The sequence below is a fragment of the Rickettsiales bacterium genome, assembly GCA_029252805.1.
In the GTDB taxonomy this organism is placed as follows: Bacteria; Pseudomonadota; Alphaproteobacteria; order Rickettsiales; family JALZUV01; genus JALZUV01.
The window spans coordinates 91,266-113,806 of sequence record JAQXAR010000027.1 but is presented as its reverse complement, the minus strand read 5'-3'; the positions used below and the strand labels follow the sequence as shown (position 1 = coordinate 113,806).

20 protein-coding genes and 1 tRNA gene are annotated in these 22,541 nt (G+C 45.6%); 13 read left to right on the top strand and 8 right to left on the bottom strand.

Features of this window, described 5'->3' with window-relative positions:
- Positions 1–203 precede the first annotated feature (203 nt).
- Positions 204–770, bottom strand: coding sequence for a UbiX family flavin prenyltransferase (locus P8P30_06345; protein MDG1287170.1), 567 nt, complete (start codon positions 768–770; stop codon positions 204–206).
- 172 nt (positions 771–942) lie between these two features.
- On the opposite strand from P8P30_06345, the gene P8P30_06340 reads away from it, so the two are divergent.
- Positions 943–1,119 (top strand): YdcH family protein, encoded by a 177-nt coding sequence (locus tag P8P30_06340; protein MDG1287169.1) that lies wholly within the window; start codon positions 943–945, stop codon positions 1,117–1,119.
- Positions 1,120–1,179: 60 nt separating this feature from the next.
- Here P8P30_06340 and P8P30_06335 read toward each other — a convergent pair whose 3' ends face one another.
- Entirely contained in the window at positions 1,180–2,265 is a 1,086-nt protein-coding gene (locus P8P30_06335) for a sigma factor-like helix-turn-helix DNA-binding protein (protein ID MDG1287168.1), read from the bottom strand.
- 34 nt (positions 2,266–2,299) lie between these two features.
- Positions 2,300–2,575 (bottom strand): DUF2312 domain-containing protein, encoded by a 276-nt coding sequence (locus P8P30_06330; GenBank protein ID MDG1287167.1) that lies wholly within the window; start codon positions 2,573–2,575, stop codon positions 2,300–2,302.
- 186 nt (positions 2,576–2,761) lie between these two features.
- Between P8P30_06330 and rpsU the strand changes: the two genes are divergently transcribed.
- The 4 genes from rpsU to P8P30_06310 all read left to right on the top strand — a co-directional run bounded on the left by rpsU (position 2,762) and on the right by P8P30_06310 (position 6,047).
- The gene (gene rpsU, locus P8P30_06325) at positions 2,762–2,956 is read left to right on the top strand and encodes a 30S ribosomal protein S21 (protein ID MDG1287166.1); all 195 of its coding nucleotides are present in this window, start codon (positions 2,762–2,764) and stop codon (positions 2,954–2,956) included.
- Positions 2,957–3,093: 137 nt separating this feature from the next.
- The gene (gene purE, locus P8P30_06320) at positions 3,094–3,579 is read left to right on the top strand and encodes a 5-(carboxyamino)imidazole ribonucleotide mutase (protein MDG1287165.1); all 486 of its coding nucleotides are present in this window, start codon (positions 3,094–3,096) and stop codon (positions 3,577–3,579) included.
- Positions 3,572–4,651 carry a 5-(carboxyamino)imidazole ribonucleotide synthase gene (locus P8P30_06315; GenBank protein ID MDG1287164.1) on the top strand — a complete coding sequence of 360 codons (1,080 nt, stop codon included), beginning with the start codon at positions 3,572–3,574 and terminating at the stop codon, positions 4,649–4,651. Before purE ends, P8P30_06315 begins: the two co-directional genes overlap by 8 nt.
- 148 nt (positions 4,652–4,799) lie before the next feature.
- Positions 4,800–6,047 carry a hypothetical protein gene (locus P8P30_06310; protein ID MDG1287163.1) on the top strand — a complete coding sequence of 416 codons (1,248 nt, stop codon included), beginning with the start codon at positions 4,800–4,802 and terminating at the stop codon, positions 6,045–6,047.
- Between the two features lie 89 nt (positions 6,048–6,136).
- Here P8P30_06310 and P8P30_06305 read toward each other — a convergent pair whose 3' ends face one another.
- The 4 genes from P8P30_06305 to P8P30_06290 all read right to left on the bottom strand — a co-directional run bounded on the left by P8P30_06305 (position 6,137) and on the right by P8P30_06290 (position 9,662).
- Positions 6,137–7,465 carry a VWA domain-containing protein gene (locus P8P30_06305; GenBank protein ID MDG1287162.1) on the bottom strand — a complete coding sequence of 443 codons (1,329 nt, stop codon included), beginning with the start codon at positions 7,463–7,465 and terminating at the stop codon, positions 6,137–6,139.
- Positions 7,466–8,608, bottom strand: a complete 1,143-nt coding sequence (locus P8P30_06300; protein ID MDG1287161.1) for a TadE/TadG family type IV pilus assembly protein — start codon at positions 8,606–8,608, stop codon at positions 7,466–7,468.
- Positions 8,605–9,141 (bottom strand): pilus assembly protein, encoded by a 537-nt coding sequence (locus tag P8P30_06295; protein MDG1287160.1) that lies wholly within the window; start codon positions 9,139–9,141, stop codon positions 8,605–8,607. The genes P8P30_06300 and P8P30_06295 overlap by 4 nt, the downstream gene beginning before the upstream one ends.
- A gap of 435 nt (positions 9,142–9,576) precedes the next feature.
- Positions 9,577–9,662: transfer RNA gene (locus P8P30_06290), tRNA-Leu, on the bottom strand.
- 126 nt (positions 9,663–9,788) lie between these two features.
- Between P8P30_06290 and P8P30_06285 the strand changes: the two genes are divergently transcribed.
- Complete coding sequence (locus P8P30_06285) at positions 9,789–10,439, top strand: outer membrane beta-barrel protein (GenBank protein MDG1287159.1); 651 nt, start codon at positions 9,789–9,791, stop codon at positions 10,437–10,439.
- A gap of 5 nt (positions 10,440–10,444) precedes the next feature.
- On the opposite strand, the gene P8P30_06280 is transcribed toward P8P30_06285, so the two are convergent.
- On the bottom strand, positions 10,445–11,185 hold the full coding sequence (locus P8P30_06280; protein MDG1287158.1) for a competence/damage-inducible protein A: 741 nt from the start codon (positions 11,183–11,185) through the stop codon (positions 10,445–10,447).
- A gap of 79 nt (positions 11,186–11,264) precedes the next feature.
- Here P8P30_06280 and map point away from each other — a divergent pair, with 79 nt between their 5' ends.
- The 7 genes from map to P8P30_06245 are packed head-to-tail and all read left to right on the top strand — an operon-like array spanning position 11,265 to position 22,541.
- The gene (map, locus tag P8P30_06275; protein MDG1287157.1) at positions 11,265–12,062 is read left to right on the top strand and encodes a type I methionyl aminopeptidase; all 798 of its coding nucleotides are present in this window, start codon (positions 11,265–11,267) and stop codon (positions 12,060–12,062) included.
- Positions 12,052–12,750 carry a DNA repair protein RadC gene (radC, locus tag P8P30_06270; protein ID MDG1287156.1) on the top strand — a complete coding sequence of 233 codons (699 nt, stop codon included), beginning with the start codon at positions 12,052–12,054 and terminating at the stop codon, positions 12,748–12,750. Before map ends, radC begins: the two co-directional genes overlap by 11 nt.
- A complete protein-coding gene (locus tag P8P30_06265; GenBank protein ID MDG1287155.1) occupies positions 12,750–13,667 on the top strand; it encodes an NAD-dependent epimerase/dehydratase family protein in 918 nt (305 codons plus the stop codon). The genes radC and P8P30_06265 overlap by 1 nt, the downstream gene beginning before the upstream one ends.
- Positions 13,652–14,503: an endo alpha-1,4 polygalactosaminidase gene (locus P8P30_06260; protein ID MDG1287154.1), complete on the top strand. Its 852-nt coding sequence runs from the start codon at positions 13,652–13,654 to the stop codon at positions 14,501–14,503. Before P8P30_06265 ends, P8P30_06260 begins: the two co-directional genes overlap by 16 nt.
- Positions 14,503–16,836 (top strand): hypothetical protein, encoded by a 2,334-nt coding sequence (locus tag P8P30_06255; GenBank protein ID MDG1287153.1) that lies wholly within the window; start codon positions 14,503–14,505, stop codon positions 16,834–16,836. Before P8P30_06260 ends, P8P30_06255 begins: the two co-directional genes overlap by 1 nt.
- On the top strand, positions 16,833–21,182 hold the full coding sequence (locus P8P30_06250; GenBank protein MDG1287152.1) for a hypothetical protein: 4,350 nt from the start codon (positions 16,833–16,835) through the stop codon (positions 21,180–21,182). The genes P8P30_06255 and P8P30_06250 overlap by 4 nt, the downstream gene beginning before the upstream one ends.
- 3 nt (positions 21,183–21,185) lie before the next feature.
- Complete coding sequence (locus P8P30_06245; protein ID MDG1287151.1) at positions 21,186–22,541, top strand: hypothetical protein; 1,356 nt, start codon at positions 21,186–21,188, stop codon at positions 22,539–22,541.

Sequence of the window (22,541 nt, the reverse complement as noted above, 5' to 3'; positions counted from 1 at the left end):
TCAGCTGCTGTTCTGGCCGTAGAACCCGCAATGAAATATTTTATCAACTCTAACTGCTTATTTCTCGATAACTTACAATGCTTTATATACATCAATAACTCCTAACAATTTAAATGTTAGGTGTCAGCTCCAAAAAATAAGACCCTTAAACTATAACCGAAAGGCGCGCTTAATGCATGTGACAGTTTGATGACAATTGCTGGCTAGTCTTTCCAGCGAACCACTTTACCGGTGTTGATGTCGAACAGCTCGAGCACACGGCTGACAGTTTGATTGACGATATCATCAATGGATTCGGGCTTATGGTAATAGGCCGGCACGGGCGGGTAGATAATCCCGCCGGCTTGGGTCACGCGCTGCATGTTATCAATATGGATGCTGGTCAGCGGCGTCTCGCGTGCCATCAGCACTAGGCGGCGGCGTTCTTTTAAGATCACATCGGCGGCGCGGCTCATGAGGCTGCTGGTGACGCCTGTGGCGATCTCTGCCAAGCTGCGCATCGAGCAGGGGGCGATTAGCATGCCCAGCGTCTGATATGAGCCGCTAGAGATGCAGGCGGCGATATCTTTATAAGGATGCACGGCATCGGCCAGCGCCTTAATATCATCGAGCGAGTAGTCCGTTTCGTGCGAAATCGTAATGCCAGCTGCCGGCGAGATGATGAGGTGTGTCTCCAGTTCGAGCGGTTTGAGGAGTTCTAATGCGCGAATGCCGTAGATGGCTCCGCTTGCGCCGCTAATGCCAATAATGATGCGTTTTTGTAACTCCATGATGTGTTTGGCTATAAAGTGAAAAGCTTCTTGCGAAAAGTTTTATTTTGGTCTTGACCGAAGAAAAATATTGACCATATTGCCAACTTTTGCTTTATTGGAGAAAAGCAGCAAAGCAGGTTGTAAATCAAAGTGTAAAATAGCACTAACATTAACACGGAAGAGGGCAGTTATGAATATCGTAGGACATACAGAAAACTTGGAACGCAAGCATGCCGTGCTTGAAAGTCTAATCAATCTTGAAGTAGGGCGACCGTTACCAGATTTTGTGAAAATTACCCAAATGAAGAAGCAAAAACTTCGTATTAAAGAGCGAATCCGTCAATATCACCCAGACGAAGTCGCTTAGCCTAGAGCGAAAAAGCTATCCTAATGCAAAAAGGGCGGTGAGTGTGAACTCGCCGCCCTTTTAATGCCTGGTGTAGGGGGAGATAATTGTGTCAATTCCTTTATCTTTTGCTATTTCATCTAGTTTTTCAGACCAGCTAGTGTACTTAGGTTGCGCCCCGATGTGGAGTCCTTTTCGAGCGGCCATTTTATCTAATTTTGTTGCTAAGGCGACTTTCTTTGATATGACCCGTCCGGATCTTTCATCTAAAGTAACTTTTGAAACAAGGGATTGAATTTTGCTCTTTATGCGAAAGACATGTACATTGGTTGTGCTTACTTTTGCGTCTAGTTCAGCGGCTATATCTTTGTTTTTCATCCCGTCAATGTACTTCATGGTGAAAATAGATTGTTCTCTTTCTGTAAGGTTGGAGGTGATGTATTGATATAGTGGTGTTTGTGAAACTTCCTGTATGTCGATGGAATTGTCAGAAAGTATGTTTAGCAAAGAGTAGTCTTCTGTTTCAAGGGAGGTAGTGGGTTTTAATTTCTCGCCTCTTGAGCGCAGTTGAATAAATTTATTGAACATCCCTGCTATTTTGGCGTTCCCTGTTGAATCAAGGGTGGCGTTTCGTAAAGAATTTTCAAGCATGTAACGAGCAAGAGTTTCTCGACTGGTTTGTTTCGCTTGCGGGTTGGAGCTGGAATGTCGGGCGGCGTATTGATGGGCTAACTCGTTATAGAGTATTCGTAAGGTTCCTAATTGTGGGGCTGCTTCATATTCCAGTTGATCGTTTGCATCTGTTTTGGAAATGTTGGAGGTAGAGATATTGGATTTCAACTCTTCCTTTTTTATGATGAGTTTGTTGGTGATGAATGTTTGAAGTTTAAAGAATTCTTCGCTTACAAGTGAGCTTTTGTGTTTGAGCTTTAAAGGGGTGAGTAGGACAGAAATGCCTAGACTAAGCCTTTCATCATGCTGCCATTGAGGCGATGAAATTCTCCCTGTTGTGATATCATACAAGTTAAGGAAGGCGTTGTAGCGATCTTTCGGAGCATCTTTGAGTATAATGCTGGCTAAGCTTATCCAGCCTTTTTTGTCGGCTTCATTTGAAATATCAAGAGACTCAATGAGGTCTGTAATTTCGGTTGGGGGCGTGTTGACCATACCCCCAACTTACTACATTTCTATTAAGTTTTGATTAAGCCGCTTCGACTTCGTCATCCAGCTCAGGTAACATGCCCAATGCGCGCATGTAAGTATCAAGAATCATTTCTTGCTCGTGGCGATCGGCCACTTCCATTTTGCGTAAAGAGACGATTTTGCGCAGAGCTTTGACGTCATAGCCATTGCCTTTTGCTTCGGCAAAAATTTCTTTAATATCGTCTGCGATGCCTTTCTTTTCTTCTTCTAGGCGTTCGATACGATCGATGATGCTGCGCAGTTGATCGCCAGCAATTCCTCCAACATTTACCATTTTAGTCTCCTTTTTGTATGGTTTGTCACCTTGAGTGCAGTGAAGGACCTTAGATTCTTCACTAAACGGTCAGAATGACAGTAGGCGAAGATATCTAATAGAAAAAGCTTGATAAGGGAAGCATTATCCCTTACGCACAACGCCTATTTATGTTAATATACCTATCTTGATAAGGGGGTAAGAGTTTTGATCGAAGTAACCGTACGTGACAATAACGTTGAGCAGGCTATGCGTGTGCTCAAGAAAAAGATGCAACGTGAGGGCGTTTTTCGCGAAATGAAAAAGCGTCGCCACTATGAAAAGCCATCTGAAGTCCGCGTTCGCAAGGCAGCTGAATCCATCCGCCGTGCACGCAAGATGTCCCGCAAAGGCAACGATTAAGATTCCCTTCTAGGAATTGTAAAAGAACCACTGGTAAAGCCTTTTAGATTATGTCTATTAGCTTTCCGGTGGTTTCTTTTTTGACATTTTAGTAAAAAAAACTACTATCCTTTTTTAATGTTAGGGGCTTGAGTGGCATGGCTGGAAAAGTAAGTATTGTAATGGGTAGCCAGTCCGATTGGCCAACCATGAAGCATGCCGAAGTGGTTCTTAAAGATTTAGGCGTTGAGGTGGAAACGAAGATTGTTTCTGCGCATCGTACGCCTGACCGAATGATCGAATTTGCAAAATCTGCGAAAGGTAATGGCATCCACGTCATCATCGCAGGGGCAGGCGGCGCGGCACATTTACCGGGCATGATCGCTGCTATGACGCCACTTCCGGTTCTCGGTGTTCCCGTTCAAAGTAAAGCGCTTAAGGGGATGGATAGCCTCCTTTCTATCGCGCAAATGCCAGGTGGAGTGCCCGTCGGTACCCTCGCTATTGGCGATGCAGGTGCGAAAAATTCAGGTATTTTAGCCGCCTCGATCATCGCGTTACATGATGAGGCCGTTGCACAAAAATTGACAGCTTACCGTCAGGCACAAACCGATTCTGTAGCAGAGGCTCCGACTGATGGTTAATGATAAAACAGTCATCACGCCCGGTAGCACTATTGGTATTTTAGGCGGAGGGCAGTTGGGGCGTATGCTCGTCAATGCCGCTTCTGAGTTGGGTTACAAAACACATATCTACTGTCCAGAAGAAGGGTCTCCCGCTTTTGAGGTCGCAACTGAATATACGGTGGCTTCTTATGAAGATACACTCGCCCTGCGTGATTTCTTGCAGAAGGTTGATGTGGTTACTTTCGAATTTGAGAACATCCCGCATGAAAGCTTAAAGCTGTTAGAGGAATCGGTTGCAGTGCGTCCGTCACCGGACTTACTGAAAATTTCGCAGAACCGTTTGCGTGAGAAAAACTTTATCAATGCACATGAAATCCCAACGGCGAATTACCACCGTGTTGCTTCGGCAGAGGAGATGGATCGCGCGATTGAGCGGGTAGGGGTGCCTGCCATCCTCAAAACTACAGAGCTTGGTTATGATGGTAAAGGGCAGGTTCGTATCGAAACTGAGGATGCGGCACAAGCGGCGTGGGATGCGCTTGGACACGTTGAGTGCGTGTTAGAGACCGTCATTGATTTTGAAATGGAAATTTCGGTGATTGTTTCGCGTGGTTTGAATGGCCAGCAGGCAAGTTTCAGCCCGGTGGAAAATATCCATAAAAATCATATTTTGGATAAAACGATTGCTCCGGCAAATTTATCAAAACCACTTTCTAAGAAAGCGCAAAAATACGCGCTCACTCTTGCAAAAGCGGCGGATTTGCGCGGCCTTCTTGCTGTCGAAATGTTCGTCACTAGAAAAGGTGAGGTGCTGATTAACGAGCTGGCTCCACGCCCGCATAATTCAGGGCATTGGACGATGGATGCCTGTGTCACCGGCCAGTTCGAACAACATATTCGCGCAGTTTGTAACTTGCCATTAGGCGGAACCGAGCGTATTTGCGATGCGGTCATGCATAACCTTATCGGCGATCAGGTTAATGATTGGCAGGATCATATCAAAAACCCCCATGCTAAAGTCCACCTTTACGGCAAAAAAGAAGCCCGCGCAGGCCGCAAAATGGGCCATGTGACGATATTGAAGGCTTAATGCGGCGTTGCTTGTCGTATTGAAAAAACTATAACCTTGCTGGTACGACTGACAGTTGCTAAATAATCTTTATTATAGAGTAAGATAGTCCTGTGAAATGCTTTCAGGCTGTCACACGATCTTAATAATACAGTGTTATACTATTGCTATGGTAAATATATATGACATATCACGCGCAGGCAGGAGCTTTCTAGATTATTTTCTGGAGAAAACGGGTGATATTTCTGAGCGAGCCGTCGAAGAAAAAGTGGTTAAAGAAGTTGGCAAAAAGGTGGTTGAGAGAACGGCTGGTGAAGCTATTTTCCGCCATGCTAGCAATAAACTGGCAGCCAACCCGAATGCCTCCAAAGCGCTATCTGCCGTGACAGGGGAATCCACATTATTAGGTGCTCGTACGGCGCATATTGGGCGGGCAACGGGAAGGGTTTCTGCCGTAGTTACGAACAAAATGGGTAGTTTACTAGCCGGTAAACTAGCCGGAGAAGTTGTGGGTAGTAGTCTCAAGGGGATGACTCGGGGGGTGCCCTTAGCGGGCGTCGCAATGACTGCCGGCTTTGCCTATGCCGAGCTTAACAATGGCAAAATAGATCAGAGACTGGATCATGCAGCAGTGGTTAGCCGATTCCTCAAGAAAACCCAAGGTAGGGATGTAGCTGTTAATGCAGTGACAGATGCTGATGTACGTGCTTACGCTGAGGTGAATCCCATTGTTGCTGAAGAAATGAAGCAAAACACAGTTGGAGTGATAGTCGATCTCTATTCAGACCCACTAAATCCAGTGAGTAGGCTGACGATACCTGCGTATGCAGCTTATCAGGCTTATATGGGGCCGCCAGCGCATGAAGTACTTGCACAAATACGCGAAGAATATGCTTCAGGTGCAGAGGTTGGGATTGGGTCTATTATCGGCTTGGTGGCGGCATCGGGTCTGCCAATTGGAGATATGGATCTTGAAAATTTGAACGAAATGCAAGTGGATTCGATTCGTGAAGTGGCGGCGGAATTTGCTGACCGCATCAATCGTACGGGTAACCTAAGCGCGGGTGACTTGCTTGAGGTGGTAGGCGAAGGCCATTTCGCTAAAGGCGTTGAGAAGGTGATGCACCGTCAGTTGCTCGAATATGCACAATCGCAAGAAAACTGCGACGGCGTGTTAGAGCAAAACGGTCAGAAAATGGATGCGATTATTGCTCAAGCGCAAGGAATTGATATGAACTGGAAGCAAGATATCGTGTGTGAAGCGGAGCCTCAGCAATGCGGACCTGTCGATCTAGCGGCGATACAACAGCAAATGCAAGGCTTTAGTGATGGCTGTGATGAAGTTGAGAATGCTCCTGTCATTGCAACAACAGCGCCCAATTCGAACCCGTCTAGCCTGCAAGAGGGGCGCTGCTAACTGTCCTGCTTAATTGATCTGGTTAAGAGAACCACTCTGTACTCGACACTGTTGAACAAGACACAGCAGAGAGTTCATTGTAAAACCAGCTAGCGTAATAATCTTAGGCTAACCGTAGAGTTCACAATCTCAGTCAAAACATCTGAAAGTATAACACCGCTCTGTGCGACACGAGAGTTCTCTGGTGCACTGGCGCAATAATCCATCGTAGCCCCTGTAATGCCTTCTGCATGTGCGGTGCTAATACCCGCCTCGCTGGTGAAATCACCAAAACGAATCGTCCAAAATATTGTATTTTCGTTAAGTGCTTTTATTTGATCGCAGTAATCAATGACTTCTGCATAGGCAGGCATACACTGATCCTGAAGTGCCGTAGGAAAGCTAGCCGGATAGGTTGCCGGGGCAGGGTAAGTTGCAATAGCATAAGTATTGGTATCGCATGCAGTATTGAATTCTCCAGTAGAGCGTGCCACATCATAAATAGGTGAATTGTAACCGGTAGGAGTGGTTTGCCATGCAGCGGTATCGCCATTTTCCACCACTGCTCCACCGCAGAAACCCAGACACTGATTCAGCTCAAGGCGGAGTGGCCAGGTTGGCCCTGATGCTCCTACCGTAGAATTGAAATATCCATCCGTCATAAAGATAACCACCTTAATAGCTTCAGGGCGGCTACTACTCTGGATAAGGCTTTCAACTTCACTTAAACCACAGCTGCCACAGGTGCTTCCCTTTAGAATGAGGAGCTGATCTAACTTAGCGTCGGTAAAATAAGCGAGATTAGTAAAGTTTGTCAGGGTTGCGGCGGTTGATGTGCCATACGCCACTGCATTTAATCTAAAGCGCCCTTCTTCATTGTCATAAGTTGATAGCAGGTCAACCATATTGCGGATTGATTCTTTCGCTGCTTGTTGACGGCTCACAGTAGTGCCACTAACCGGCGAAATGCTGTCTACTCGGGACATGGAATTTGAAACATCAACCACAAGATAATAATCAATGAGAGGAGTCTCGGAAGATGCGACTTGTACTTTCGTGCCGTTTGAAACTTTACCAGAGCTTACGCTCCCACTAAAGCCGATAAAGTAAGGAACCTCAAGGTCATTGGCGAGCACTTCTAGGCTATTATCGCTTGGATCCTGAGTAACACTGATATTATCTGCATACACATAGTTAATTCCATATTTGTCTGGCGGTAAGTTAGCCTCGAAAAATGCCTGAACATCGGTAATGTCACCATCTTCATGACCGGCTGCCAGTGCAGCAGAATCTACCGCTGCGCCAATGGCAGTCTTCGTCAAGTAGGCCCGCCCTAAATCTAGGTTAAGCGCGAGTAGAATCATTAGACCATTAATCATAAGTGCAAAGAGCACTATGACTGTCCCTGATTCATCTTTTAGTAATCTACGTAACATCATCTACTCCATTAACGGGTTGCAATATGCAGGATTGCAATAGCATTGATAACAAGGCGGTGGAGGGGGAGGGCCACAAAGGCTCGGGTCACACCAACATTGAGTGCAAGGCGGTGGAGGTGGTGGGTCATCAGTGCCGGTGCCAGTGCCAGTACCAGTACCACCGCAATTGGATATAGGGTAACACTGATTAGTGGATGAACTGTAATATTCACATGCACCACAGGTTACAGGAGCCTCACATTGACCATTTGTAAATATTTGGCCTGCTGGACAGCATTCACCGTTTGTAAATACTTCGCCTTCTTCACATTCACATTCTGATGCTGACAGACCAAAGCAGGGGCCATTCTTGCGGCACTCTTTTAAGCTCGGTGGATCAATTGAGTAAAAGGTGGTGTCATTGGGGCATGGGCAATTGTTGGGCACTTTATAGCAGAGGTACCCGTATTGAGGGTCACCCTGAGAGCAGATTTCATATTCGGATTCTACGCAAGGGAATTCTACGGCTGAAGGGTCGCCTAAAGGGGTGGTGAGTTCGCCATAACGACTACGATAAAGATGACTGGAAACAACTTGGGTCTCTTCTAAGAAAGGAACGCCGAAAGCGAGCAAATTAGGGCTAAATGGGTTGAAATCAACGGAAACGGTCACATAAATCAGGTTTTCTCCATCTCCCATATTGGTAATAAAACTTGAAGCGATACCGGGGTCTATGGTTGATAAGTCAGATGCAAAACCGGTCTGATTATTATAACGCCACGAGGTGGCGGGCGGTTCATTTTCGTTTTTATCGATATTGGAAATAGTGACATTGATAGCGTTTGGTGAGCTGCCAAATGGGGTCATTAAAGTAAAGGCTAAATTTGCATATTCTTGGATTAAATCAGTCGTTAAGAGTGCGTTATTATAGCCAAAATCAGATGGATCTGCAGAAATATCCATCGGCACTGACATAGATATGGAGTCAGCTAATACGCTGGATGTCTTAATTGCTTTTTGCTGCATGAGAATGTAGCGAGCATAATCAACGACGGGAAACAGAAATATGAGTAACAACGGAAGTAGGATGGCAAATTCAATGGCCGCCGAACCCTTTGTTTCGCGTTGAAAGTTAGCAATAAATCTAGATATTTTTAACATCATGGTTCGTTCCTTAAGGCCGTTGACGAGCTAATAACCGCTTCACCATTGGGAAAGCCCAAGATGCTTGTAATGCCCGGAGTAAAAATTGTCTTTTTGTAGAAAGAAATATAGGTAATCATATCGCCAGGTTGGCCTAATTCCAAATCAGGCGGGCCGGCATCACATTTTTGGTTGTTATTTGTGTCGTCATAGGAGAGGGGTGCACAAGGGCATTGTGTTCCATTAGAGCATTGCTCTGCAGGAGTGTTACTATAGTCAATTGTCGTGTTTATGGCCAGGTCAGTACTGATGATCACTTTATCTACTGGCATAATACCATAAGATTTCTCTCCAATTTTATCACGAATAAGTTGTGAGATGCTTGAACGATCCTCAGCAATTTTTGCCTCGCGGGTTGCTTCGTACATTGCGCCTTCTAAGACAAACGAGTAGAAAAAGATGATCGTGATTTCGTAAAATGTCATCACAATGAAGAGGAAAACAGGCAAAATAAGCGCTGATTCTACAATTACAGATCCTTGTTCTTTGAACAAAAGAGAAGTTATGTTTTTCAATGTTGACCCTTTATCTTGATGTAACGATACGTAATTGCATTTTTTTAAAATCTAAAAAGGCAGTAGCCTGCGCATAATACTAAAAAATGTGATGTTTGTACATTACTAATAACCTTTGTTGTCATGACAATTTTGTGACGGAACGCATCCAAATGTGTGCCTGTTATGCAGATGTCTGCCTACTATAAGCTAGGTGGACTCGTGATTTGGCCCGAGCCAACCAACCATCCTCTTTTGCGTGATCGATATAGTCGGCAGGCCTCTCGCCTAGTGCGAGGGGCCTTCTTTTGCCTATACTATATTTTGCGGGTATGTCGTACGCTTTGCAATTAGGTGTAAATTCGCAATATTGCGCGGATGTTGCGAATAAACTGCGAGTAAATACCACTAACGCGCTGTTTTTTATCAAGGTAGTGGTGCCCGCGGTCAGACTCGAACTGACACGCCCATAAGGACAACAGATTTTAAGTCTGCAGCGTCTACCATTCCGCCACGCGGGCACTGTTGCCTTTTTACAAAGTTATGCGCTCTCTACAAGCAATTAAAATCATATCGTGTAGTTTTGTTTGCTCTGTGTGGCTTTCCTGTTAATTCTTATAAAAAGAAAAACACACAGGGGATCTCTCGTGAAAAAAATTACAGCGACACTTTTATCAGCTTCTTGCCTAGTTCTAATCAGTACGGCGTCTCACGCTGAAAAGCGTTGGCCTAACTGGTATCTCGGTTTGCATGGTGCGCTTACTTTCGTCGGTGAGCAGGATCTTAACAGTAGCTCTATTGGCGGTGCTCTTGAACAGGATAATGGTGCAGGCTACGGTGTGTCACTCGGTTATCGCCCCCGCATTGAAACGGGTGAATGGAGCAATATGCGTCTTGAGGTCGAATGGCATCATCAGCGCGGAGATATTGATACGGTTGGTGGCGCGACAAGTGCTGGTAGCGTACGCGCAAACTCTGGCTTGTTTAATGTATTTTATGACGCTGAGACCAGTATGCCAGAATGGCGTCCTTACGTGGGTTTAGGTCTCGGTTTTGCTGATCTCCAGTTGAAAAACACTCCCGGCGTAGCGGCATCAGGTTCTGAAGATACGGTGTTTGCTTGGAATGCGATGATTGGTTTAGGGTATGTTCCGACATGGATGCCGTTCACGGAGCTAACGGCAGGCTACCGTTATTTCTCAACGTCTGATGGTGAGTTTGCTACGGCAGCGGGCAGTAAATTCGAAATGGAATATGACTCGCATAATATCGAAGCGGGTATGAAATTCTTATTCTAGTCCGTTTAATCTAACGAATATTCAATCTTCATTTCTTCTAGCATGCTGATGGCTTCAGCTTGAGACTGTTTTAGTTTGTCTTCGGCTGTGCTGGTGAAAACGAGCTGTGCGCCAAAGCGTGCTTCTTTTAAGAAAGGGTAACTGCCAATTTCGACTTCAGGGAATCTATCTTGCAGTGCAGAGAGTGGTGTGGCGATATCGCCTTCACGCACATAAGCGGTGATCGTCAGGTTTAGGGCAATGTCGCCCCCTTTAAGGGTCGGACGAATTTGTTGGAACATAGCCTGGAATATTTTAGGTACGCCAGCCATCACAAATACATTCTCCATTTTATAGCCCGGTGCGGTGCTGACGGGGTTCGGCACGAGTGTCGCGCCTAGGGGGACTTCTGACATTTTCATACGGGCGTCGGTTTGTTGGTCTGGTTCGTAATAGTTGCGAAGCAAGCGTTCTGCCTCGGGGTGGCGATGAATTTCTACGCCAAAGGCTGCTGCAACGCTGGCAGAGGTGATATCGTCATGGGTGGGGCCAATGCCGCCAGAGGTAAAGACATAATCGTTCTGAGCACGCAGGCGGTTAATGGCTGCCACAATATCGGCTTCTTCATCGCGCACAATGCTGCATTCATTAAGTTGAATTCCCATGGCTTTGAGCTCGCCGCTTAGCCATAGCATATTCGCCTCTTTGGTGCGTCCTGAGAGGATTTCGTTTCCGATAATAATAATGGCTGCGGTAATCGTTGTCATTAGGTGCCTTTGTTGGTTGCAGTTTCCTGTGCTTTTCCGTAATAAAGGGGGAACGTAAATCTTATGCCGATTGAAAGCAATGTTTGATACTAGACCGATCGTAATTCACCCTCCGCACGCTTATGAATCAATGCGCAAGGCTGGCCGTCTGGCCGCTGAAGTTTTGGATGCCATGACTGATGCGGTAAAGCCTGGCGTTACCACGCTAAAGCTTAATGATATCTGCCACAAAATGATTGTGGATGCGGGGGCTATTCCAGCACCGCTCAATTATAAAGGCTTTCCCAAATCTGTTTGCACTTCGGTCAATCATGTCGTGTGCCATGGTATTCCTGAAAACCGAGCGCTTAAAGAGGGCGACACGGTGAATATTGATGTGACGGTGATTGTGGATGGCTGGCATGGCGATACAAGTCGTATGTATTGGGTGGGCGAGCCCAATCTAAAGGCAAAGCGCCTGACAGAGATTACGCATCAAGCGATGATGTTGGGTATCGGCCAAGTAAAGCCAGGTGCGACGACAGGTGATATTGGGCACGCAATCCAAACCTTTGTTGAAGAGCATGGCTATAGCGTGGTTCGTGATTATTGTGGGCATGGTATTGGGCAAGAGTTCCATACCTCTCCGAACATTATGCATTATGGTAAACCGGGCGAGGGGGTGACCTTGAAAGAAGGCATGTTCTTTACCGTAGAGCCGATGGTGAATGTGGGTAAAGCGGCAACCCGCCTAAATGCAAGGGATGGTTGGACCGTGACGACGCGTGATCGTTCACTCTCTGCTCAGTTCGAACATAGTCTTGGCGTGACGGCGGATGGTTTTGAGCTCTTTACTGAATCATCGACTGGAAAGCACTGCCCTCCCTATGGTGGCTAAGTTAGAGGCGAAGCAAGAAGATTACCGCACCGGGCATCGTGGACGGCTACGGCAGCGCTTTATTGCTGGTGGGGTGGATGCGATTGCTGATTATGAATTGCTCGAGCTGCTCTTATTCGCGGCCCATCCGCGTGGAGATGTAAAGCCCATTGCCCATCGTTTACTGAAGCATTTTGGCGGTGCAGGTCAGGTATTGAGTGCGACTCCCGAGGCATTAGCGGCAGTCGAAGGTATCGGTGAAGCCGCAATTGCCGCGCTTAAGGCGGCTGAAGCTTCAGCTCAAGTTCTCTTGCGGTCACGGGTCGACAAAGGTCCTGTGATCAGTAACTGGACGAGTCTATTAGATTATGGTCGCAGTTTGCTCGCGGGTAAAAAGAAAGAGGAATTCCATATTCTCTTCCTCAATAGCAAAAACGAGCTGTTGGCTGATGAAAAGCAGCAGAGTGGCACGGTTAATCATGCGCCGGTTTATCCGCGTGAAGTGATCTCTAGAGCGTTAGAAATTGGGGCAAGTGCCATTATTTTGATGCATAATCACCCCAGTGGTGATCCAACTCCCTCGCCAGCGGATATTAAAGTGACCCGAGATATCGTGCAGGCTGGACTTGGCGTATCTATTAGCGTGCATGATCATCTCATTATTGGTGCAGATGGTTATTATAGTTTTAAGAGTGAAGGTTTGATCTAATGAAATACCTTGTGACGGGCGGAGCGGGTTTTATCGGTTCGCATTTATGCGACTTGCTACTGAGCGCCGGACATGACGTTGTTGTGCTGGATGATTTTTCGACGGGTAAGCGCGAAAACTTGGAAAGTAACTTGATGGTGATCGAGGGTTGTATCACTCAGCCACTAGATGTTGCGCAAGCCATGTCGGGGGTTGACGGCGTCTTCCATTTGGCAGCAGTCGCTTCTGTCACGCGTTCGGTTGAGCAGTGGGCGCAGACGCATCGTATTAATCAGTCTGGCGCGGTCGAAGTATTTGATCAAGCCGCAACGCTTGGTGTGCCTGTTGTTTATGCATCTTCAGCCGCCGCTTATGGTGATAATACCAATCTTCCACTCAAAGAGAGCGCGGAGACAAAACCGCTAAGCCCTTATGGTTTGGATAAGTTGGCATGTGAATGGCAGGCGCAAGTTGGGGCGCATATTAAAGGACTCAAGTCTGTCGGTTTGCGTTTCTTCAATGTGTACGGCCCGCGTCAGGATCCCAAATCCCCTTATTCAGGGGTGATTTCAATTTTTGCAGATAAGCTAAAAGCAGGGCAGGCGGTTGCGGTCTTTGGCGATGGAGAGCAGACGCGTGATTTTATCTATGTAGCGGATATTGTTGCGACGCTCGAAGCTTCAATGCAGAAACTTCATTCGGGTGAGGTCGACCAGTTGGTCAGCAATGCGTGCACGCAGCAAAGCATTTCTGTAAATCAATTGGCGGAAACCTTGTCAGAAGTCGGTTCCATTATAGCTGAGATTCAGCATAAACCAGCGCGCGAAGGGGATATTAAGCATTCCTGTGGCGATGCCTCTTGCATGAATCAGCAGTTGGGTGTAGTGGCGAAAACTTCGCTCAAAGTGGGCTTGGAGGCATTATGGAAAAGTTTATAATTCTCGCTGTTTCGCTGGTTCTATCGGCGGTATTTTTTGTCTCTGCTAATGCACTAGGAAAAGATAAAGCTGAAAAATGGGTGGTTTATTATGGTGAAGCGTTGCCCTCTGAGCGCTTTATTGATTATGATGTGATTGCGTTTGATAGTCGAGCTCACCCTGCGTTACGTCCCTTGCAAAATCGCGGAAAAACCATTCTTGGTTATTTGAGCGTGGGGGAAGCAGAGAGTTACCGTCATGATTTTCAGGCCATTAAAGATATGGGGGTTTTGTTAGAAGAGAACCCTGAGTGGCCCGATCATTTCGTGACCGATATCCGGAATCGTAAATGGGTGAAATATCTTGTGGAAGTGAAGATTCCGGAAATTTTGCATAGAGGGTTTGACGGGGTGATGCTTGATACGCTCGATAGTGCCTTGTACCTTTGGGAAAAGGATAAGAAAAAATATGCAGGGATGGATCAGGCTGCTGTTGATTTATTGGCGACGATTCGCCGGCATTATCCGAAAATTAAAATTATGCTGAATCGTGGATTCCCGGTGTTGCCGGAAGTTGTGCCTTATATTGATATGGTTTTGGCCGAGAGTATTATGGTTAATTTCAAAACCAATTCAACGCAGGCAAAGTATTTCCCTGAAGCGGTGACGCAAGAGTATGTTGCTGCTATTACGGCGGCGCAAAAGGTGAATCCAGATCTGAAGGTTTACAGCCTAGATTATTGGCCTATTTCGGATGAAAAGGAAGTTCGTGATATTTACAAAAAACAGCGTGAGCGGGGTTATGTGCCTTATGTCACCACGATTGATTTGATGGAAGAGCATGAGGAGCCTAAGTAATGATACGTTATTTACTATGTATTTTTGTTTTGTTGGTTCTGCCGCTTTCTTCGACGGCTAAAGTGGCTGATTTTGCCGTAGGGGAAGAGCTTCCGCGCCATATTATTGCTCTCTATGATAGTGAGTTTGAGGGAGATCCTCGTTATACCAAAATTCATCAGTTTCTTGAAATGCCGCTAAACCATCTTGGTTTTATTGTTAAATATCATGATATTCGCAAGCCACTGCCGAAGCTTGATGATTCAGTGCGTGGAATTGTTACATGGTTTTTGACGGATACCTCGATAGATGAACCGACTCCGATGATGGATTGGATGCATGAGGCGATTGATAGTGGTAAGAAATTGCTTGTCATGGGCGGGATCGGAGTTTCCGAGAAGTTTCGTGAAGATGATGCAAATGTTAAAAAACTCAATAAATTGATGCATCGTATTGGGGTGCATGATCACAATGACTGGGTGAATATTGTGCATAGCGTGAAGATTGTGAAAGCAACGCCCGAGATTACGAATTTTGAGCGTGAATTTCAGGGAGAAATAACGCCTTATTTGGCAACAAGTGTTGTGGGTAGCGATGCTAAAACTCACTTAAGGTTATATGCTCGGCAATATAAAAACCCGAGCGCGGATCTCATTATTACGAACAGTAATGGGGGGTATGTTGCACAAGGTTATGGGGTGTTTCAGTTATATAATGAAGAAAAAGAAGAACTCGTTCTAAGCCAGTGGTTTATAAACCCTTTCTTGTTTGCCAAGCAGGTGTTTGAGGATGCATATTTACCGAAACCTGATGTCACAACGCTTTATGGAAAACGCGTTTTCTATAGTCATCTTGATGGAGATGGTTGGAACAACTTGACGGAAGTTGAAAAATACAAAAACAAGAAAATTCTCTCCTCTGAAGTTCTCTATGAAGAGGTGTTTAAACCGTATGATGATTTTGGCTTTACGGTAGGATTGATTGTTTCGGAAATTCGTCCGGATTGTTATGGGGTTCCCGATAGTTTGCCTGTGGCTAAAAAAATTATGGAACTCTATAATGTTGAGCCAGGTAGCCATACGTACAGTCATCCGCTTTATTGGGGGTTCTATGCTGATGGAGATATTCATAAGGAAGAGGCGTTTAAGGAATTCTTCCCTAACCAGCCAGGTGAGCGCTTCTTTTTATCTGAAATGATCCTTGGTGATGAAGAATTGAAAATACAGATTGATCAGAAATATGAGCCGGTTCTCCAGTCAGGAGAGGAAATACTGCGTGGTATACGTGACCCGAGTAATTCCCCTGAGGTTATATTAAAGAAATATAAGACACCACGTAGTTATGCGTGTGAACCGTTTAACCTTGATAGAGAGGTGCGCGGCTCGATTGATTATATTGAAAAGCTTTTAGGTGGAAAAAAAGTAAAGCTTTATCAATGGTCTGGCAATACAACGCCCTTTGAGGCGGCGATTGCACAAACCCGTAAGTTGGGATTGCGTAATATTAATGGGGGCGACTCGCGCTTTGATACGGAATACCCTTCTTATGCGACGGTAGCTCCTTTGTCAGCCCCCATTGGTCAGCAACGTCAGATTTATTCTTCTAATAGCAATGAGAACACTTATACGAACCTTTGGACGGATCGGTTCTTCGGTTTTAAGTACCTGCAAACGACGGTAAATAATACAGAATCTCCGATTCGAGTGGCACCTTATAATCTCTATTTTCATACTTACTCTGGAGAGAAGGATGCTGCTTTAACTGCCGTGAAGGAGAATTTGGAATTTGCGCGCAAACAAAATGTATTCCCTATTTTGGCGAGTGAGTATGCCGCAATGGCCGATAGTTTCTTCGAGGTGAAGTTCCGTAAGCTAGGCCATGAATATTGGAGTATTGAAAATAGAGCGCAGTTAAGGACGATTCGCATTGATGAAGCGACTCTAAGAACGGTCGATTTTGATAAGTCAGATGGAGTGATTGGGCAGACGTATTATCAAGGCAGTTTATACATTGCTTTGGATGCGGATAAGAAAAAAGTATTACTAAAGCTAAGGCCTGTGGATAAGCTTGAAGACTATGAAAGTGCCAAACAGCCTTATGTCATTGAAAGTAACTGGGAAATTAAAGGCTTGCAATTTAGTAAAAATTCGTTAAGTTTTGCCGCAGCAGGGTTCGGAAAATCTGATATTGTTATTCAGATGCCGAGTTCGTCTGCAGCCAAAATACAACTACATGATGGTGAAAAAATATACGAGGAGCGGATTGCGGAAGTAGATGTTTACAATCGTCTGCGCTTGGTAATAGATAACCCTAAAGCGCCGATCGGTATCTCGATTCTGATGGATAAAAAATGAAAAAATACCTGATACTACTACTACTTATTGTTTTGGGCGCGGCGCTTAGCTTTGTCTTAATTCCTGATGCGCGTGAGATCGCGCTCATGCAGTTCCGTGATAAGGAATTTGAACAGGCGCGTGTGACCTACGAGCAGCGACTCGCAGCCGGCGATCTAACCGTTGAGGTCGTAAGTGCTTTAACGAATCTGCATTTGCAGTCAGGTGATGTTGATAAAGCGATTGATGTGATGCAGCGTTTTGTGGCAGAAAATTCAGATAATGTGAAAGCTCGTCACGAGCTAGGCAAGTTATATCAATTTGCGCAACGTCTGGATGATTACCTGAGAAATCTTGAAGAGATTAACCGTATTGAGAAAAATGCCGATTCACTCGGTACAATGAATGAAATGTACGCGGCTTCTCAAGATTATGAAAAACAGGAGCCAGCACTTGAAGCGTTGGTGGGGGCAGCGGAAACGCGTCAGCCCAATCATTACCGTAATTTAGCACGTTTGAAATCGTCGCAGCAAAAATTAGACGAAGCGATTGTGACATATCAGGAATTATGGCAGGTTCATCCTGACGCGTTTAAGTTCGATGATCTTGAAGTGATGATGACGTATCAGCTTGAGTTGGATCATGTCGAAGATGCTTATGCGTCAGCAGTTAAATATGCCGAAAAGCAACCTAAGATGAAGGAGATAGCGCGTCTTGTTAATGTGCTTCATTATCGTGGTGATGCTGAGATTGCGATGCGCTTTCTGGAACCTTACGAAGGTCAGCTGCCGCAGCATCCAACTTTAGGGGTCGAGAAGGCATATATTTTACTGGCACAAAATAAGCGTACAGAAGGATATGAAGTTCTGCGTTGGTTGGATGGGGTGATGACGCTTCCTACCGGTCTTCAGCGCGAATATATTTATCTGTTGGCGCAAAATGGTGAATATGAAGAGGCGCGTTCTCGCCTGCAAGCGCTAGATTTCTCTATCTTGCAAGAGAGCGAAGGGATTTCATTGATCGAATTAGCCTTAATTAGCCCTGAATCAAAGTTGATGCCTGTGCTTGAGGCTAAGCTTTCAGAGAATGTCGCGGCTAATTATAATGTTTTGCAGGCGGCGATTGCTGCCGCGACAAATAAGCCAAATTGGAAAGCCCTTATGAACGGGGTGGATAAAAATGAGTTAACGAATGCTCAGCGTCTTCAAATGGCCAATGTTTGCTTGCGCAGTGGTAAGCGTTCTTGTGTAGGTGGGTTTTTAGAGGCGTTGAACTTGGATGCTTTGTCTAAGCCGCAAGTTTTGCAAGCGGCTGGAATCTATATGGAAATTGGTAATTACAAGATGGCGCGAACGCTTGTTGAGCCAATTTATCAGCAAGACCCACAAGATGTGGCTGTATCAGCGATGTATGTTCGTTTGGCAGCGGCCAATGGCAAAGCAGATGTGGTTAAAAGCTGGATTGCTTCAAACCCTAACGCTTCAGAAGAATCGCTGCGTGATATCTACTTTACTGCGCAACGTTATCGCCAGTCTAACATTGCTTTGGATACGGTTGATGTCTTAGCGAAAAATTATCAAACCGAAAAAAATCTAGGCTTCCTGATTGATGCTTATGTCGCCAATGGTCGTTATGAGGCGGTATTGCCCTACTTCCGTGAGAAATCGACGCTTAGCGGTAGTGACCGTGAAGATTATCTGTATGTACTAACGAAATTATCTCGTAAAAATAATCGTTACAGTGCTGAGCTTGTTGAATTCGCAGGAAAAGAAATGCGTCGCCCAGGTGTTAGCTTTAAGCAAAAGCAGGCATTGGTTTATGCGTTACTTGATGCAGGTCGTCCAGATGTTGTCTTGCCGTTCATCGAAGAATTCGCTCGTAACCATGGCGGGCAATGGATTGAAGTTTATGCGGGTAACTTGGATAAGTTAGGGCGTCATTCTGAAGCTCGCGATTTCCGTATGCGTTTGGCGATGAATCCTAGTACGTCTGACAAAGCGCGTCGTTCAATTGCTTTCCAACTTTTGGAAAAAGGTTTTAGAGTGGATGCTGAGAGCTTATTTGCTATGATGGCAGATGGTGCTGCTCCAGAAAGCACGGCTGTCCAGCAACTGCTCTATTTGTGGGGCGCGCGTCCAAATATTGATAAAATTGACTGGCTTGGTGCGCGTTATGCGAGTGAAACAAACCCGATGGCGCAAGCTAAATGGGCGAGTTATGTTGCTAACTATTCAACGCGCGATGATTTACTAACGGTTGTGAGCCGTTTTCCCGAGCTTGTGAATGAAAAGCCGGTTCAAGATCGTTACTTTGATGCTCTGAATCAGATTGAACAGTTGGGCGCTTATGGCGATGATTTGTTGAGCCGTGATGATATCAGCCCATCGGCACTGCGTTTATTTGCTCGTGCGGCACGTGGTTACAACCTTAATGGGCATGCACTGCAAGCTTACCATCGTTTGAATGATGCTTTGGGTGGAGATGCAGAGGCGATGCGTGTGATTGGTATCTTGGCATTTAGCCGCGCTGATTACTCTGAAACGCTAGAATATCTGACGCCTTACGTTGAGTATCGCGAAGAGAATCCTGGTTACCACGAAGAAGATTATGAAGCCTATTATTATCTCGCGGAAACATTGAAGCGCGATCGCGATATGGATGCTGCGAACGCTTATTATGCAAAAGCATTGGAAGCAGTTTCAGTGGTGCGTGAAGCGGATATCGATTCTGTATCTAAGACCGCGCAAAGCTTGATTGGCTATGGTGATGAGCAGCAAGGTCGTGAATATTTTCAGTCAGGTCTTCAGCAGTTCCCAGCGAACCGTCTCTTAGTGGCTGATTACATTAGTAGTGTGATTGAGTTGAAAGATTATGACTTAGCAAAAGAGTTGCTGGCTTCTTCACCAGTTGCAACCGTTACTAATGGTTATGTGGGGCAATCGCTTGACTTGCCTCCATCAAGCGCTTCGCGCTATCAGGTGCAAGTGGATGGTAACGAGGCTGTTTTACGCTTCGAAGGCCCGGTACCGGAGAATTTTGCTCTCTTGCATGCAACGAAAATCCAATTTCCATGGTTAAGCTATGTTAGCCAAAGCTATGACGAAGTTTTGATTGTGGCAGAGTCTAACTACAATTTGGAAATTCAACCGCTTTCTGCAGGGTATGTTCTAACAGCAGTGACGGCACCAAACTCGGCGCAAGAGCGTTTTGCCGAAGAGCTGGATGTGCGTTACCAAATGTTGGATGCACGTGTGGATCTGGAAACAGGTGAGCATTATGATGCGACAAACGACCTTCTGGAATTGACGGAATTGCATCCGAATAACGCGACCTTGTTAGGTTATACCGCAAACGCGTTGAACTTTACGGGACGTTGGAAATATGCGCAGCGCCTTCTTGAGCGTGCGAATGAGATCATGCCTGCAAACGAAGATATCCTTGCGTTGCAACGTGATATCAATATCCGTCGTGATGCTGAAAACCATGTGAAAGTGGATTACGAATGGGTTTCTGTTGGTGATAGTGATGAGAAGATCTGGACGCTTTCAGGTTTGGTTTACGTCGATGAAGAACTTGAAATCGGTGCGAAACTACAGACAGTCGATGTTGATGCAGTGAATGTACGTCGTATCGATGGTCGTTTGGGTAACTTCGATGAAGATGCGCAACGTGGCGAGATCTTTATCGCTCACGAAGATCTCGACGGTCAGCGCATTCAAGCTTCACTCTACGGCAATAATGATACATTTGGTTTAGGGATGTCCTATCAGTGGCTGAACTCGGTGGGTGTCTCTCGTGTCTATGCTGAGTATCAGCGCCCCAATTGGGACTTCATTGAAGGTATCTTAGATGATGCGACACGTGATCGTATCGGTTTTGATCATTCTTATGTTCATAATCCCCTATGGTCGTTTAACGGTGGCGTCGCCTTTAACCGTTACAACCTTAAAGGTGAAGATGATGTCGCTAAATCAATGAGCGGTTTGTTCAGTGCAACGCGTACGTTACAAGGGGTAGGGCCTTACTTGGCAGCTAACTACACGCTTGATGCGGAATATCGTATCGGTGAAAAACTCTTTACGGACAATCTAGGCGGGCGTTACTTCCCTCTATTGGATAGCCGCGAAGTACATACTGCATCATTGATTGCGGCGGAACAATTTACGCCACAAACGGATGGTTTAATCCAAGCCGGTTATAGTTATGACCGCTTGGGAGGAAATGGTCCGCTGGTAGCGGGACAGTTAACGCATCAAATGTTCGAAGAACAACTTGAAGCACAAATTCGCGGAAGCTACGGCGCCCGTACAAGTGATAGTGAAGGTGATACGGCTCGTTTGGGCGGTCATCTCAAATGGAGGTTTTAAACAATGTCGACTGCAGAAATTTACGCACCTAAAGAAGAGCACAGCTTTTTCCTAGGGTTACGTGCATCAGCACTACTTGAGATGGCAATTATCTTCTTTTTGCTATTGGTTGCTAATACGGTGTTTGGTGATGGAAATCGCTTCATGAGCTATACCCCGCATCCGTTCTGGGTGGTGGTGATTCTCATGGCAGTACAATATGGTACGGCTGAAGGTGTTTTAGCCGCAATATTAGCCTCTCTCTTCTTGTTGATTGGTAATTTGCCAGAGCAAACGCTTAATCAAGATATGTATGAGTATCTGTACATGCTCTTCCGTCTTCCGATCTTATGGCTTATTACCGCCGTTATTGTGGGTGAATTGCGCCAACGCCATGTGCGTGAGCGTGAGCACCTGCTTACAGAATTGCATGATTCACGTGAGCGTGAACGCATTATTGCGGAATCTTACAGCAGTGTGAAAAGCTTGAAAGAGAAGCTAGAGCTTAAAATTGCAGGTCAGCTACGGGGTGCGGTGAATACGTTCCGTGCAGCGAAAGCGATTGAGAAAAATCATCCGACAGAAGTGCTACAAGGGGTTCAAGAACTTGTTCGTTCGACCATGCAGCCTGAGAAATTCTCGGTTTACGTATTAAACAAAGATGGCTTGGTGCCAACGATTACTTACGGGTGGTCCTCTGAAGATAAATACCGTGAGAAATATGGGGCTCAAGATGAGATCTATAAATCAGTTATCGGTGCTCAACAGACGCTATGTATCGCGAATAATGATCACCAAGGTATCCTTGATGGGCAAGGTGTTTTGGTTGGCCCATTGGTTGATAAAGAGACCGGTGAGATTAGCGGTATGTTGAAAATTGAGGAAATTGGTTTCCTTGATCTAAACTTAAGCACGATCGAAACGTTCCACGCGATTTGCGAATGGGTAGGGGTGGCGCTTGTTAATGCGAATCGCTATCAGGACGCAAAAGAAGGTAGCTTGATAAACCCAGATAACAACCTCATGAGTTATGGCTATTACAAGCAATATACTGACTTTATCAGCGCCCTTGGAAAACGTGTTGGCTTCTCTGTGAACATGATTCTGATTCAATTAACGAATGCAGATAAATTGACAAGTGAGCAGCGTACGAAAACGGCACGTGTAATTTCAGAAGCCGTAGCCGAAGCGCTACGTGCGGTTGATATGGCATTTGATTATCAGAAAAATGGTGAAGAATATTCAATTGTTCTACCTGCGACAAATCGTAGCGGTGCGAAAATTGTACTTAGCAAGTTAGAGGAAAGCATTGCCGGTAAGTTGCCGAAAACTATTCCAGCAGACTTTGCTTTGACGACTCACACGATTCATGAAGCGTAA